At 28.8% G+C, this 14,719-nt stretch carries 15 protein-coding genes and 1 CRISPR repeat array; of the genes, 13 read left to right on the top strand and 2 right to left on the bottom strand.

What is annotated here, in order from left to right:
- Positions 1-205, bottom strand: a 205-nt coding sequence (locus BR82_RS15840) for a phage integrase N-terminal SAM-like domain-containing protein (protein ID WP_034864998.1), incomplete at its 3' end; no start/stop codon positions are given.
- Positions 206-362: 157 nt separating this feature from the next.
- On the opposite strand from BR82_RS15840, the gene BR82_RS0112275 reads away from it, so the two are divergent.
- The 9 genes from BR82_RS0112275 (at position 363) to hydF (ending at position 9,412) form a co-directional block, all read left to right on the top strand.
- On the top strand, positions 363-1,109 hold the full coding sequence (locus BR82_RS0112275) for a GNAT family N-acetyltransferase (protein WP_027090432.1): 747 nt from the start codon (positions 363-365) through the stop codon (positions 1,107-1,109).
- Complete coding sequence (locus BR82_RS0112280) at positions 1,106-1,738, top strand: GyrI-like domain-containing protein (RefSeq protein ID WP_027090433.1); 633 nt, start codon at positions 1,106-1,108, stop codon at positions 1,736-1,738. The genes BR82_RS0112275 and BR82_RS0112280 overlap by 4 nt, the downstream gene beginning before the upstream one ends.
- A 43-nt stretch (positions 1,739-1,781) precedes the next feature.
- Positions 1,782-2,660, top strand: coding sequence for a cation diffusion facilitator family transporter (locus BR82_RS0112285; protein WP_027090434.1), 879 nt, complete (start codon positions 1,782-1,784; stop codon positions 2,658-2,660).
- Positions 2,661-3,065: 405 nt separating this feature from the next.
- A complete protein-coding gene (locus BR82_RS0112290; protein WP_027090435.1) occupies positions 3,066-4,049 on the top strand; it encodes a D-isomer specific 2-hydroxyacid dehydrogenase family protein in 984 nt (327 codons plus the stop codon).
- Between the two features lie 60 nt (positions 4,050-4,109).
- Positions 4,110-4,241, top strand: coding sequence for a hypothetical protein (locus tag BR82_RS17840; RefSeq protein WP_261794291.1), 132 nt, complete (start codon positions 4,110-4,112; stop codon positions 4,239-4,241).
- A gap of 223 nt (positions 4,242-4,464) precedes the next feature.
- Positions 4,465-5,217: direct repeats of the CRISPR family, unit length 30 nt; unit sequence GTTTAATAACAACATAAGATGTATTGAAAT.
- Positions 5,218-5,467: 250 nt separating this feature from the next.
- A complete protein-coding gene (locus tag BR82_RS0112300; RefSeq protein ID WP_024722420.1) occupies positions 5,468-5,713 on the top strand; it encodes a TM1266 family iron-only hydrogenase system putative regulator in 246 nt (81 codons plus the stop codon).
- 1 nt (position 5,714) lies between these two features.
- Complete coding sequence (gene hydE, locus BR82_RS0112305) at positions 5,715-6,773, top strand: [FeFe] hydrogenase H-cluster radical SAM maturase HydE (protein WP_024722421.1); 1,059 nt, start codon at positions 5,715-5,717, stop codon at positions 6,771-6,773.
- A gap of 27 nt (positions 6,774-6,800) precedes the next feature.
- On the top strand, positions 6,801-8,222 hold the full coding sequence (gene hydG / locus BR82_RS0112310) for a [FeFe] hydrogenase H-cluster radical SAM maturase HydG (RefSeq protein ID WP_027090436.1): 1,422 nt from the start codon (positions 6,801-6,803) through the stop codon (positions 8,220-8,222).
- A 2-nt stretch (positions 8,223-8,224) separates the two neighbouring features.
- Positions 8,225-9,412 carry a [FeFe] hydrogenase H-cluster maturation GTPase HydF gene (gene hydF, locus BR82_RS0112315; protein WP_027090437.1) on the top strand — a complete coding sequence of 396 codons (1,188 nt, stop codon included), beginning with the start codon at positions 8,225-8,227 and terminating at the stop codon, positions 9,410-9,412.
- An 80-nt stretch (positions 9,413-9,492) separates the two neighbouring features.
- Here hydF and BR82_RS0112320 read toward each other — a convergent pair whose 3' ends face one another.
- Positions 9,493-9,993 carry a nitroreductase family protein gene (locus tag BR82_RS0112320; protein WP_027090438.1) on the bottom strand — a complete coding sequence of 167 codons (501 nt, stop codon included), beginning with the start codon at positions 9,991-9,993 and terminating at the stop codon, positions 9,493-9,495.
- A 106-nt stretch (positions 9,994-10,099) separates the two neighbouring features.
- Here BR82_RS0112320 and BR82_RS0112325 point away from each other — a divergent pair, with 106 nt between their 5' ends.
- From BR82_RS0112325 to BR82_RS0112340, 4 genes are all read left to right on the top strand, one after another.
- Positions 10,100-11,209, top strand: coding sequence for a metallophosphoesterase (locus BR82_RS0112325; RefSeq protein ID WP_027090439.1), 1,110 nt, complete (start codon positions 10,100-10,102; stop codon positions 11,207-11,209).
- Between the two features lie 234 nt (positions 11,210-11,443).
- Positions 11,444-12,862 (top strand): amino acid permease, encoded by a 1,419-nt coding sequence (locus BR82_RS0112330; RefSeq protein ID WP_027090440.1) that lies wholly within the window; start codon positions 11,444-11,446, stop codon positions 12,860-12,862.
- Between the two features lie 70 nt (positions 12,863-12,932).
- On the top strand, positions 12,933-14,252 hold the full coding sequence (locus BR82_RS0112335) for a M18 family aminopeptidase (protein ID WP_027090441.1): 1,320 nt from the start codon (positions 12,933-12,935) through the stop codon (positions 14,250-14,252).
- Positions 14,252-14,626 (top strand): hypothetical protein, encoded by a 375-nt coding sequence (locus tag BR82_RS0112340; protein ID WP_027090442.1) that lies wholly within the window; start codon positions 14,252-14,254, stop codon positions 14,624-14,626. Before BR82_RS0112335 ends, BR82_RS0112340 begins: the two co-directional genes overlap by 1 nt.
- Positions 14,627-14,719: the final 93 nt, after the last annotated feature.

A 14,719-nucleotide genomic window follows, 5' to 3' on the forward strand; every position in this document is an offset into this window, starting at 1 on the left:
AATGAAGATGAAGAAGATAGTTTCTAAAGTGATCTTCAGAGATTTCAAATTCATTATCATATTCAATGAAGTCAAAAAAGCGAGCTATACCATCCATATAGTTGATGATAGTTCTTTGAGAAAGATTTCTGATAAGAAGTTCATTTTTAACATCGGTTAAAATAGGATATTGTGCAATTTTGTCATTTATAGATTTAGTATTCATAGTTAATCAGTCCTTTCTGTATAAAATGACAACTAAATTATAAATAAAAAAAGCCATCATAAGAAAGATGGCAAACAAAAAAATATAGAAAATATAAAGAAAGAATTGAACTAACGCGTAGCGTTTTAGTACAATATTGATGAAAGGAGATAGCTAAATGGAAATAATAACAGTGGATGAACACAATATTGATCAGGAACATATTTGCTGTGCGATTTCATCGAGTAAAGATATTCAAGTAATAACTAAAAAGAATTGGTTAAAAGAGCGCTTTAAAGACGGCTTGGTTTTTAAAAAAATTAATGTTAGAGGAAAGTGTTTCATTGAATATGTTCCAGTTGAACAAGCCTGGGTTCCAATAAATGGTAATAATTTGATGTATATAGATTGTTTATGGGTGGCTGGTAAATATCAGGGACAGGGTTATGCAAAATGTTTATTGGAAAGCTGTATCAACGATAGTAAGAGAAAGCAAAAAGATGGTTTAGTGATAATTTCAGCAAAGAAAAAGTTAGCTTTTTTAATGGATAAAAGATTTTTATTAAAACATGGTTTTGAAGTTGTTGATTGTATTGATGATAAATATGAGTTATTGTTTTTAAGTTTTCATAAAAATGTAAGTAAACCATCATTTAAATTTAAACAATTGATGATAGAGCAAAAAGGTTTTGTTTTATTTTATAGTCATCAATGTCCATTTACAGTTAAATATGTTGACTTGATTGCTAAATATTGTCAAGAAAATAAAATTGATATCGAAATCATTCATATTAATAATAAAGATATGGCACAATCAGCACCAACTGTTTTTACTACATATAGTTTATTTTATAATGGCAGATTAATTACTAATGAAATACTCTCGGTAAAAAAATTTGAAAAGATCGTAGGTGAAGTACAATGAAAAAAATCGATTATAAAAAAGAATACAAAGATTTATATTTACCAAAACGAAAACCAATGTTGATTGATGTACCAAAAATAGTATATGTTACTGTAGATGGTAGAGGTGATCCTAATACTAGTAATGAGTACAAAGAAGCTTTAGAGTTATTGTATGGAATATCTTATACGATTAAAATGTCTAAAATGACAGATGATAAAATTGTCGGTTATTTTGAATATGTTGTACCACCGCTTGAAGGTTTATGGTGGTTAGACGAGCAAAAAGATGATTTAATGATCAGTGATAAAAGTAAATTTAATTGGAAATCAATGATTCGTTTACCAGAATTTGTTACTATTGATGTATTTGAACACGCTAAAGAAGTTTTAAAAACTAAAAAACCAAATTTAAATTTTGACAAAGTAAACTATGAAGAAATCAATGAAGGAAAATGTGTTCAAATAATGCATATTGGAAGCTATGATGATGAAGCAGTTTCAATTAAAAAGATTCAAGATTTTATTATTGAAAATAATTTAAAAATAGATATTAACAAGCAAAGAAAACATCATGAGATATATTTAAGTGACCCACGAAAAACAAAAGTCGAAAATTTGAAAACTGTTATTAGATATCCAGTAAAATAGAACTAATAGATAATTTTTTTCATACAATAATATAGGTGAGAGTATGGAAGATTATAAAAAAACTGTTTTTAAAATATCTACAATAACTTTAATTAGTAATCTAGTTTTATCTTTTTTTAAAATATTAATTGGATTTATTTGTAAATCAAATGCAATCGTATCTGATGGTGTTCATAGTGCAACTGATGCTTTAAGTACAATTGTCGTTATGATTGGGGTTAAATTATCAAGCAAGGAAAGCGATAAAGAACATCCTTATGGTCATGAAAGATTTGAATGTGTAGCGGCAATTATTTTATCAATCATGCTATTTTTAACAGCGAGTATTATTGGCTATAGCGCGATAAAAAATATATTTACTAGTAATCATAAAATTTATTTAGGGAGTCTTGCGATATTTATTGCTGTGATATCAATTATTTCAAAAGAACTGATGTATTGGTATACTAAAATAAATGCTGATAGAATCAATTCTAATGCTTTATTAGCAGATGCCTGGCATCATCGTAGCGATGCTCTTTCATCAATAGGCAGTTTGATTGGAGTAATTGGTTTTTATTGTGATTATTATATATTAGATTGCATCGCGGGAATCATAATTTGTTTTTGTATTTTTAAAGTCGCTTATGATATATTTGATGATGCTATCAATAAGATGATCGATCATGCTTGTAGTGAAGAATTCGAAAATGAGCTAATTACTTTAATAAAAAACCAAGATGGTATATTAGGTATTGATGTTTTTAAAACCAGAATGTTTGGTAATAAAATATATGTTGATATCGAAATTCGAGTATCTGGTAATGATACGTTTCAGCATGCACATATGATTGCACATAAAACTCATGATGTTATTGAGGAAGTTTATCCAATCGTTAAACATTGTAATATACATGTAAATCCTGGAAAAATCGGCAGTTAGTCGATTTTCTTTTTGGTTATATAATCATCCTAAGGAATAAAATTATATACAAATTAGTAAATAAGTATTAAAATAAATGAGGATTAAATTATATGTGTTGCAATCTTTTATTGAAATAAAAGATGTTTTAATCAGTGATGAATTAAGATCGTTAATACATCAATAAATAGAAATATATTTTTAAATTTAGAAATAACACTATTTTGATTAGTAAAAATTGTTGGTATTTAAATACAGCTAGAATAAGATGTTTAAAAGAAAATTACTTTTTAAAATGAAAGTATAAGTAATATAAGTGTTTGAGTTTTAAGTGATTTGTATCAGAATAGTAGGATAAAAAGTTATAAATCAGCTTTGAAAATATGCATGTTTTTAAATTATCATTGAAGTAAAAGGAGAAAATTAATGAAAATAGCAGTATATAATTATCGAGAATTTGATGAGGGAAAATATTTTCAAAAATTTAGTGAAAAATATAATGTTGAAATTGTTAAATGTTATGAAACGCCAAATATTGAAAATGCAGTTCTAGCATCAGAATGTTATGGAGTTAGTGTCATAACTTCAGCAATAAGTGAGGATATTATAAAATGTTGGCATCAATTAGGAGTAAAACATATTTCAACGAGAACTATTGGCTATGATCATATTGATCTTCAAGCAGCTAAAAAATATGATATGGAAGTAAGTAATGTTACATATTCAACTGCTAGTGTTGCTAATTACACAGTTATGACAATGTTAATGGCTCTTAGAAAAATGAAGATGATCATGAAAAGAGCGGATGGCTGGGATTATTCTTTAAAAGATAGTATAGGTTTAGAATTAGAAAATATGACAGTTGGAGTGGTTGGTACAGGTGCTATTGGTCAAAAAGTTATTAAAAATCTTAGTGGTTTTGATTGTAAGATTTTAGCTTATGACCCATTTATTAAAGATGAAATAAAGAAATATGCACAATATGTATCATTAGATGAAATATTTGAAAAAAGTGATATCTTAACATTTCATGTTCCTGCAACCAGTGATACATATCATATTGTAAGAAAAGAAACAATTGATAAAATGAAAGATAATGTTGTTATCATTAATACAGCAAGAGGCAGTGTAATAAATACCAATGATTTGATTGAAGCATTAGAAAAAGGTAAAATTGGATCATGTGCATTGGATGTGATTGAAAATGAATTAGGTTTATATTATGATGATTATAAATATGAAAATATAGGTAATCATGAATTATCTATTTTGCGTGATATGCCAAATGTTTTACTTACACCACATATGGCTTTTTATACAGAGCAGGCAGTAAGTGATATGGTTGAGCATTCAATTATAAGTATTGTGGCATCAAAAGAGGGTAAGGAAAATAAGTTTAGAGTTTGTTAAAAAATATTAATTTTGAATAATTTATGTTTTTTGTTACAAACTATTATTGGGGTGATAATATTGAAGAAAAACAGAAAACAAACTAAATCAACTGAAACTCAAAAAACTGCAGTTAATAATCAATGGACAAATAATAATACAAAATATTATCCAGATAATAGGGAACGTCAAGATGGTCCAGGTGGTAATTAAGAAACTTTATTAATTTAAAGTTTCTTTTATTTATAACAAATAAGAATTATTTTACCAGCTACAAAATTTAATAAATTGCTTAAATCCGTTGGTAGAGTAAGAGTTTAAGAGATTTAAACAAGAAATTAATAAAAATATAATTTGGCTGGTAAAAAAATAGAAAGTTGTTGATATATATAGGTTTTGAGGTATAATAGAAAATGAAAAATGGCTAATTTACTAGGTTTAATAACAACATAAGATGTATTGAAATATCTGTGGTAAAACATTTTTTTCTACCCATGGTTCTAGTTTAATAACAACATAAGATGTATTGAAATCCTCTTTTCTCTTTACAAGAATATAATAATTCATTTGTTTAATAACAACATAAGATGTATTGAAATCATCGAATTAAAACAACGTTTAACGTTGGTGAACTGTTTAATAACAACATAAGATGTATTGAAATATCTGCTGGTTCTGGTGCTACTGTAATTAATATAAAGTTTAATAACAACATAAGATGTATTGAAATTATTGAAAGACCTGAAAATTTTGAAAGTGCAATTGGTTTAATAACAACATAAGATGTATTGAAATGCGAAAGAAAAAAATATATTATTAAAAAAAATTATGTTTAATAACAACATAAGATGTATTGAAATTTCTAAATCATTAACAAACTTTGCCAACGATTCCGTTTAATAACAACATAAGATGTATTGAAATTTCCATATAAGTCCATATGCACGAAGAGGAAGAGGTTTAATAACAACATAAGATGTATTGAAATTTCTATTAGCTCTTTTTTGTTAAAAAATGGAAATCCAGTTTAATAACAACATAAGATGTATTGAAATTCTTTCTTCACTAATTTCAATTGTGTTTCAACCGGTCGTTTAATAACAACATAAGATGTATTGAAATTAATATTCTTGTTGAACATTTTCATATTTATATTCATGTTTAATAACAACATAAGATGTATTGAAATATAAGAAGTATGCAAGTCGTCATTTTCTTGATGACAAGTTTAATATCAACATGAAATATATAAAAACATTAATATTCTAAGATAATATTTTAAGAAAAAGTGTAAAATGATAACGTTTTCAATAAAAGTGTGATAAAATATATGTATTACAGCTAATGATAAGGATAATTCTAAGTCAAAGGGTGGACGATATTTTATTATGTTTAACCATTAGTATGTTTTCTAATGGTTTTTTATTTAAGGAGGCAAGATGGATAGTAGGATTGCGATAATTGGTGTATTTGTTTATGAATTAGAAAGTGCAAATAAAATTAATAATCTTTTACATGAGTATAGTCAATATATTATTGGACGTATGGGAATTCCATATAAAGATAAGAAAGTTTCTGTTATTTCGGTTATTGTAGATGGTCCTAATGATGTTATCGGAGCTCTTACTGGTAAGATTGGAATGATTAAAGGAGTTAGTGTTAAAACACTATATTCAAAAGTATAAAATGAATAACATTGAATTGATTGATAAACTAAATCATGAAGGTGAATTAGATTTTGATGAATTTAAGCAATTATTATCTACTTATAACCAAGAGGATTTTACTTATGCTAAAGAAACAGCTGCAAAAATTACTAAACAAATATTTAGTAATAAAATATATATTAGAGGTTTAATAGAAATTAGCAGCTATTGTAAAAATGATTGTTATTATTGTGGACTTAGAAAAAGCAATTTAAATGCTTTACGTTATCGACTAAGTAAAGAAGAAATATTGCTTAGCTGTAAAGAAGGTTATAAACTTGGCTTTAGGACTTTTGTATTGCAAGGTGGGGAAGATTTATATTATCAGGATGATTTAATGGTTGATATTATTAAATCAATTAGAACATTATATCCTGATTGTGCAATTACGCTATCACTTGGTGAAAAAAGTAAAGAAACTTATCAAAAATATTATGATGCAGGTGCTAATCGTTATTTATTAAGACATGAAACATATAATGAAGATCATTACTATATGTTACACCCTCAAGAAATGTCATTTAAACAGCGAATTGAATGTTTGCATCATTTAAAAGAAATTGGTTTTCAAACCGGATGTGGATTCATGGTAGGCAGCTACCATCAAACAATAGATCATTTAGTTAATGATTTGTTATTTATTAAAAAGCTTAAGCCAGAAATGGTTGGAATTGGGCCATATATGGTTCATCACGATACACCATTTAAAGATTTGAAAAATGGTGATTTAAAGCTAACTTTATTTTTATTGAGTTTAATTAGAATTATGACAAAAGATGTTCTTTTACCTTCAACTACAGCTTTAGCAACTCTTGATCCAAAAGGACGAATTGAGGGAATCAAGCATGGCTGTAATGTTGTTATGCCTAATTTATCACCATATGAGGTTAGGAAAAAATATTTGTTGTATGACAATAAAGCATCTTCTGGACAAGAGGCTAGTGAAGGACTTAAGGAATTGGTTGATACATTAAGTAAAGAAGGTTATGAAATAGTGTATCAGCGTGGAGATTATTGTAAATTTGATTACAAGGGGTAATACCTGAGTAAAAGAAGGAGTAGGAATATGTATAATGTAAAATCAAATAAGGCTGAAGAATTTATTGATGATCAAGAAATTTTAGATACAATTGAATATGCAAAAGAGAATAAAAATAATCGCGAATTAATTTTTTCTTTGATTGAAAGAGCAAAAGATTGTAAAGGATTAAATCATCGTGAAGCAATGTTGCTATTAGAATGTGAGATTCCTGAAGCAATTGAAGAGATGGAAAAAGTTGCTAAGATGATCAAAGAAAAATTATATGGTAATCGAATTGTTATGTTTGCACCTTTATACTTATCTAATTATTGTATAAATGGCTGTGTTTATTGTCCTTATCATTTAAAAAATAAACATATCGCAAGAAAAAAACTAACGCAGGAAGAAATAAAAAAAGAAGTAATTGCGCTTCAGGATATGGGACATAAGCGATTAGCATTAGAAACTGGAGAAGATCCAATAAATAATCCAATTGAATATGTTTTAGAAAGTATTAAAACAATTTATAGTATTAAACATAAAAATGGAGCTATTCGTCGTGTCAATGTCAATATTGCCGCAACAACAGTAGAAAACTATCGAAAATTAAAAGAAGCAGGAATCGGTACTTATATCCTTTTCCAAGAAACTTATAATAAGAAAAATTATGAAGCTTTGCATCCAACCGGACCAAAACATGATTACGCTTACCATACGGAAGCAATGGATCGAGCTATGGATGGCGGAATTGATGATGTAGGAATTGGTGTTTTATTTGGTTTAGAAATGTATCGTTATGATTTTGTTGGCTTATTGATGCATGCTGAACACTTAGAAGCGGCGAAAGGAGTTGGACCACATACTATTAGTGTGCCAAGAATTTGTCCAGCTGACGATATCGATAAAGATGATTTTAGTAATGCAATAAGTGATGAAATTTTCGAAAAGATTGTTATGATTATTAGAATGGCGGTACCATATACCGGAATGATCATCTCAACTCGGGAATCTAAGAAAGTACGTGAACGTGTATTACAATTAGGAATATCACAAATCAGCGGTGGTTCAAAGACAAGCGTTGGGGGATATGTTGAACCAGAAAAGAAAGATGAAGTAACGTCAGCCCAATTTGATATTAGTGATAATCGCAGCTTGGATGAAGTTGTTAACTGGTTATGTTCTTTAGGATTTATTCCTAGTTTTTGTACAGCGTGCTATCGCGAAGGAAGAACTGGTGACCGTTTTATGCAGTTATGTAAGTCTGGTCAAATCTCTAATTGTTGTCATCCTAATGCTTTGATGACTTTAAAAGAATATTTACAAGATTATGCTAGTGAGGATACCAAAGCTAAAGCAGAAGCATTGATTAAAAAGGAATTAAATAATGTTAGCAGTGATAAAGTCAGAAAAATTTGCCAGGAACGTTTATCGATGATTGAAGAAGGAAAACGGGATTTTAGGTTTTAATTATGGCGGGATTAAATCAAACCCCTGGCGCAAATCGTCTTCATATTGGTTTTTTTGGTAAACGTAATAGTGGTAAATCTTCATTAATAAATGCTTTTGTAAATCAGGATGTTTCAATTGTTTCCAGTCAAGCTGGAACGACTACTGATCCTGTTTATAAAGCTATGGAAATTCATGGACTGGGACCATGTTTATTAGTTGATACAGCTGGCTTTGATGATTTAGGAGATTTAGGTAAACAAAGAAATGATAAAACAAAAAAAGCTAGAGAAAAGATAGATATTGCAGTTATTCTTTTTAATGACGAAAACATCGATCAGGAATTAACATGGTATAATTATTTTAATGATCGTCATATTCCTGTAATATTGGTAATTAGTAAAATAGATCAAGGAATCAATGATAATTTAAATAAATCAATTTTTGAGCACACAAAAAAAGAACCGCTTTTAATTAGTGCTGTTACCAAGCAGGGAATTTTAGAATTAAAAGAAGCTTTGATCAATAATTTACCAGCAGATCATGAAAAAGAAAGTATTACTGGCGATTTAGTAAAAAGTGGTGATTTAGTTTTATTAGTTATGCCTCAAGATATTCAGGCGCCTAAAGGGAGACTGATTTTACCACAGGTACAAGTATTGCGGGAATTACTTGATAAAAAATGCCAAGTAATCTCAGTTACTACTGATCAGATGTTAAATGCTTTAGCTAATTTAAATAAAGATCCCGATTTAGTTATTACTGATTCCCAGGTATTTAAATATGTTGATGAAAATATATCTAAACAAAGTAAATTAACGTCATTTTCAGTTTTAATGGCAGGATATAAAGGTGATTTAAGATATTATATTGATAGTGTTAAAAAATTAGAAGAGTTATCTAATGAATCTAATATTTTAATTGCTGAGTGCTGTAGTCATGCGCCATTAAGCGAAGATATTGGGCGCGTAAAAATTCCTAGATTATTAAAAAAGCGTTATCCGCAAATAAATATTGATGTTGTTAGTGGAACAGATTTTCCGGATGATTTAACTAATTATGATCTAATTATTACTTGTGGCGGCTGTATGTTTAATCGTCGTTATATTATGTCAAGAATTGATCGGGCTAAAGCACAAGGAATTGCAATGACTAATTATGGTATTTTTATTGCTTATGTTAATGATATTTTAAAGCGGGTAGTATATTGATAAATAATCTTATGTTAGATGTAGTTCTATATCTAAAAAGCCTAATTTCAATGATTAGGCTTTTAATTTAAAAAGAATAATTATTCAAAATATGAAACTTTTTTAGGATCATAACGGTCAATTAATGGTCTATCTTCGTTACTATAACCTAAAGCAACTACCCCAACTGGATATTCATGCTCTTTTAAATGATAGTAATTTTTAAAATCTTTAATTCTTTGTTCAACCGGGGCAATCCCACACCAGCAGCTGCCAAGACCTTGATTGACTGCCTCAATCAACATATTTTCAATCGCTGCAGCACAATTGATTAAGCCATACTCAATATTTTTGGCTTTGTCTAGATTAGCTATAACTAAAATAGCGCATGGGGCTTCTTGCATCATCGTCATGTAGCAGGAAAGGTTGACCATATTATTTAGTGCTGTTCTATTAGTAATAACTTTAAATTCCCATTCTTGACTATTTCTAGCAGTTGGAGCATTCATTGCGGCTTTTAAAATTTCGGTAATTTTCTCTTTTTCAACAGCAGTATCTTTATATTTTCGAATACTTTGCCGCTTTTCAATTTCTTTTAACATTTCAAATACCTCCTGAAATCATTATAGCTCAGGGATATAAAATATTTAAGATAAAACTGTTATAATATGATGTTAGTTTATGATATAGTAGTTTTGAGGTGAGATTATGTTAAAGGTGCAACATGCTAATAAGGTGGTAAAAGGACCATATCGCTGTCTTGTTATTAGTGATATTCATAGTCATTTAGATTTGTTGAAACAATTATTAAAGAAAGTGCATTATTGTCAAGATGATTATTTAATAATTGTGGGAGACTTTGTTGAAAAAGGTACCCAAACAATTGAAACGATTGAATATTTAATGACTCTGCAAAGCCAAAGTGATCGCGTATATGTATTACTTGGTAACTGTGAATATGCAGTTGAAGAGATGGTTTCAAATCCTAAATTAGCTAAACAAGTAATTAATTACTTGAATCGTATTGGTAAAGGCGGAATGATTCGTCAGGCAATAAAGAAACTCTCATTAAATATAAAAACAGATCAGCCTGAAGAGATTCAAAGAAAAATAAAAGTGTTTTTACAACCTTATTTTGATTATTTTGCAACTCTTTATACAACCTTAAAATTTAATGATTTTATTTTTGTTCACGCAGGAATTGAAAAAAGAAAAGACTGGTGGAATTCAAAACTTACTTCGATGATTGAAATGCAGACATTTTACCGTGATGGTCATTGTTTAAATAATTATGTTATAGTAGGACATTTACCGGTTTCTAATCAATATCGTAATGCCATCAACAATAATATTATCATTGATAATGATAAAAAGATCATTAGCATTGATGGTGGTATTGGAGTAAAATCAATTAGTCAGCTCAATGTATTAATAATAAATGGTGATGGAAATAAATTTAGTTTTGATAAAGAATATGTTCAGCCCTTACCACAATATGAAGTCTTAGTAGATATAAAAACATCATCTAAAGAACCAGTAAAAATTTCCTGGCCGCATTTTGAAGTTGAATTATTGAAAAAAAATAGAGATTTTTCCAAATGTAAACAGTTAGATACAAATAATATTTTAGATATAAAAAATGAATTTTTATACTATCGAAATGATAAGCTTTATTGTTTAGATGATTATATCGATCATCGAATATCGTTAAATAAAGGAGATGTCGTTAAGGTAATTGGAGTATATGGCATATATGCTTATATTATTTATGGTGAAGAAGTTGGTTGGGTGAAGTATCGCTATTTAAGGAAAATATGATTTTAGATAGATTAAATCTTTTGCATTTTATGTAAAAGATTTTTATTTTATGCTTATAATCTATAGAAGATGACCTTTAATGATATATGCTTAATGATCGATGTAGAAAAATGTATGGAAAGTTAGAATAGTCTGTTATAATGGAGAACGCAGGAAATGTTTTTAAATTAAAACAGTTTAAAAAAGCTATTTAATTTTCTTGTAAAAAGTATTATCGATTTATGGAGGTTATTTATGACAAAATCAAAAAAAATCGTTTGGTATAATTTAGCCTTTATGGCATTTTCAACCGTATGGGGATTTGGAAATGTCGTTAACGGTTTTGTATACTTTAACGGTATCCAGGTTATTTTTAGCTGGATCATGATGTTTGCTCTATATTTTGTACCATATGCTTTAATGGTTGGAGAATTAGGGTCGGCATTTGAAAACGCTGGTGGTGGCGTTAGCTCATGGATACATGAAACAATGGGACCAAAACTTGCATATTATGCAGGGTGGACATATTGGGTCGTTCATATGCCATATATTGCATCTAAAGCATCTGGAGGACTAAAAGCTTTAAGTTGGGTTCTTTTTCAAAATTCAACATTTTATGATTCATTAGATATAAGATTAGTTCAAATCATTACCCTTGTTGTCTTTTTATTTTTTGCATGGGTAGCTTCACGAGGTTTGAATCCATTAAAATCATTAGCTACTTTAGCCGGATCATCAATGTTTGTAATGTCAATTTTATTTATTATTTTGATGATAGCAGCCCCAGTACTTAATCCTGATGGTGGTTATCAAACAATGGACTGGAGTTTTAAAAACTTGATTCCATCATTTAGATTAGAGTATTTTACGTCATTATCTATTTTAGTTTTTGCAGTTGGCGGCTGTGAAAAAATCTCCCCATATGTAAATAAGGTCAAAGATCCTTCAAAAGGATTCCCTAAAGGGATGATCACGCTGGCAATCATGGTTATTGTTTGTGCAATTTTGGGAACAATATCAATGGGGATGATGTTTAATGTGGCTGATATTAATGCTAATTTTGATTCATATGTAGCAAATGGAGCGTATTGGTCATTTCAAAAATTAGGTGAGTATTATGGTATTGGTAATACTTTCTTAATTATTTATGCTATTTGCAATATGATTGGTCAATTATCAACATTAGTTATTTCTATTGATGCGCCACTTAGAATGTTATTGGATAATGAAGATGCAAGACAATTTATCCCTTCAAAATTATTGAAGAAAAACAAAAATGGTGCTTACGTAAATGGTATCTGGCTGGTAGTTGTCATTGTTACACCATTGATTTTAGTACCGGCAATGGGAATTAAAAGTGTTACTTCATTTTTGAAATTTTTAACTCAATTAAATTCAGTTTGTATGCCACTACGTTATTTATGGGTATTTATTGCTTATATCGCTTTACGTAAAGCAATTGATAAATTTCCAGCTGAATATCGTTTTACCAAAAATCAAATATTGGCAAAATTCTTTGGCTGGTGGTGTTTTGTGGTTACCGCAGTTTGTTGTGGTCTAGGAATGTTTAAAGGAACACCTTTTGAAATTGCGATGAATATTATTACACCAATTATTTTAGTTGGTTTAGGAGCAATTATGCCAGCACTGGCAAAACGTAATAAATCAAATTAATATAAACATATCCTTTAACAAACTGTTAAAGGATATGTTATAATTGGCAAAGAATGAGGAGGACATGCTGATGGATAAAAAAATATCTCAAGAATTAATGGCTTTTATAAAACAGAGTCCTACAGCATTTCACGCTGTAGATAACATGAAAAAAATGTTAAAAGAAGATGATTATGAAGAATTATTAGAAGGACAGGCTTGGGAAATAAAACCCGGTAAAAAATATTTTGTATCAAGAAATAATTCAAGTATCATTGCTTTTAATTTAGGATCAAAATTAGATAAATATAGTTTCAATGTAGCTGCTTCACATAGCGATTCACCAACATTTAAAATCAAGGAAAATGCTGAAATTGAAATCAAAGGAAAATATACACAGTTAAATACTGAAGGTTATGGTGGAATGTTGTGTGCTACCTGGTTTGATCGACCATTATCAATTGCGGGAAGAGTGTTGATTCAAGAAGGTAATAGCTATATTACGAAACTTGTTAATATCGATCGTGATTTAGTGATGATTCCTAATGTTGCAATTCATATGAATCGTGCAGTAAATGATGGTTTTGCTTATAATAAACAAATTGATATGCTGCCATTATTTGGTGGAAGTGATAGCAAATCTGGTGATTTAAGACATTTAATTGCTGAGCAATTAAATGTTACCGATGAAAATATCTATGGGATGGATCTATATCTATATAATCGTATGGAACCATCTATTTGGGGTGTTAATGAGGAATTTATCTCATGTTCACAATTAGATGACTTACAATGTGCGTATGCTTCTTTACAAGGCTTTTTAAAAGGAAGCAATGACCAGTCTATTAATGTTTTTGCTTGTTTTGATAATGAAGAAGTAGGTTCGGGAACAAAACAAGGGGCAGGCTCAACATTCTTGTACGATATTTTAAAACGTGTGAATCAGGCGTTAGGGAAAAATGATGAAGAATTTTATCAGGCATTAGCTTCTAGTTTTATGTTAAGCGCCGATAATGCTCATGCAGTTCATCCTAATCATCCTGAAAAAACAGATGTTAATAATTGTGTATATTTAAATGAAGGTGTTGTAGTTAAATCGCATGCGGGACAAAAATATACGAGTGATGCTCTTAGTATAGCAGTGTTTAAAGGCTTATGTAAAAAAGCTAATGTGCCAGTACAATTTTTTGCGAATCGTTCGGATGCTTTAGGAGGCAGTACGTTAGGAAATATAGCTATGGCTCAAGTTTCTATGAATTGTGTTGATATTGGATTACCACAATTAGCAATGCATTCTTCATATGAAACAGCAGGAATCAAAGATACATATTATATGATCAAAGTTATGGAAGAATTCTTTAATAGTCATATTGAAGAAGCTGGGGTTGATGAATTGCGGGTTACTAAGTAATGCGAAAAAACAATTTAAAGAAGGAAGTACTTGAAAAATATGTAATATCGGGATTATGGCAGACGATGTGTGGTTATATAGTTTTATTATTTATAAAAGAACTATTAACAAACAATTATTTAATTAACTTCTCTATTGATGTGTTAGTTGCAATTATTGCTTTTTATATAACATTAAATAATTTGATTAATCAATATAAATTAATTAAAGAGAATGATATTTCAATGAAACCATTTTATTTTCAAATCTTTGGTTTTATCTTGGGGTTATTTATATCTATTATGACTTTAAAAACTCCTTTTGATATTTCTTTTGTAATCCTTGTAGTTACTTTTATAACAAATAATAAAATGTTTGAAAATGAACTAAGTTAGAAACTTTATTAATTTAAAGTTTCTTTTATTTATAACAAATAAGAATTATTTTACCAGCTACAAAATTTAATAAATTGCTTAAATCCGTTGGTA

The sequence above is a fragment of the Thomasclavelia saccharogumia DSM 17460 genome, from assembly GCF_000686665.1.
Taxonomy (GTDB): Bacteria; Bacillota_I; Bacilli_A; order Erysipelotrichales; family Coprobacillaceae; genus Thomasclavelia; species Thomasclavelia saccharogumia.

Excerpts from the sequence above, each read along its gene's own strand:
- hydE (WP_024722421.1), top strand. The coding sequence starts at position 5,715 with ATGAATAACATTGAATTGATTGATAAACTAAATCATGAAGGTGAATTA.
- BR82_RS0112325 (WP_027090439.1), top strand. The coding sequence starts at position 10,100 with ATGTTAAAGGTGCAACATGCTAATAAGGTGGTAAAAGGACCATATCGC.
- BR82_RS0112340 (WP_027090442.1), top strand. The coding sequence starts at position 14,252 with ATGCGAAAAAACAATTTAAAGAAGGAAGTACTTGAAAAATATGTAATA.
- BR82_RS0112275 (WP_027090432.1), top strand. The coding sequence starts at position 363 with ATGGAAATAATAACAGTGGATGAACACAATATTGATCAGGAACATATT.
- BR82_RS0112300 (WP_024722420.1), top strand. The coding sequence starts at position 5,468 with ATGGATAGTAGGATTGCGATAATTGGTGTATTTGTTTATGAATTAGAA.
- BR82_RS0112335 (WP_027090441.1), top strand. The coding sequence starts at position 12,933 with ATGGATAAAAAAATATCTCAAGAATTAATGGCTTTTATAAAACAGAGT.
- BR82_RS0112290 (WP_027090435.1), top strand. The coding sequence starts at position 3,066 with ATGAAAATAGCAGTATATAATTATCGAGAATTTGATGAGGGAAAATAT.
- BR82_RS0112320 (WP_027090438.1), bottom strand. The coding sequence starts at position 9,993 with ATGTTAAAAGAAATTGAAAAGCGGCAAAGTATTCGAAAATATAAAGAT.
- hydG (WP_027090436.1), top strand. The coding sequence starts at position 6,801 with ATGTATAATGTAAAATCAAATAAGGCTGAAGAATTTATTGATGATCAA.
- hydF (WP_027090437.1), top strand. The coding sequence starts at position 8,225 with ATGGCGGGATTAAATCAAACCCCTGGCGCAAATCGTCTTCATATTGGT.
- BR82_RS0112285 (WP_027090434.1), top strand. The coding sequence starts at position 1,782 with ATGGAAGATTATAAAAAAACTGTTTTTAAAATATCTACAATAACTTTA.
- BR82_RS0112280 (WP_027090433.1), top strand. The coding sequence starts at position 1,106 with ATGAAAAAAATCGATTATAAAAAAGAATACAAAGATTTATATTTACCA.
- BR82_RS0112330 (WP_027090440.1), top strand. The coding sequence starts at position 11,444 with ATGACAAAATCAAAAAAAATCGTTTGGTATAATTTAGCCTTTATGGCA.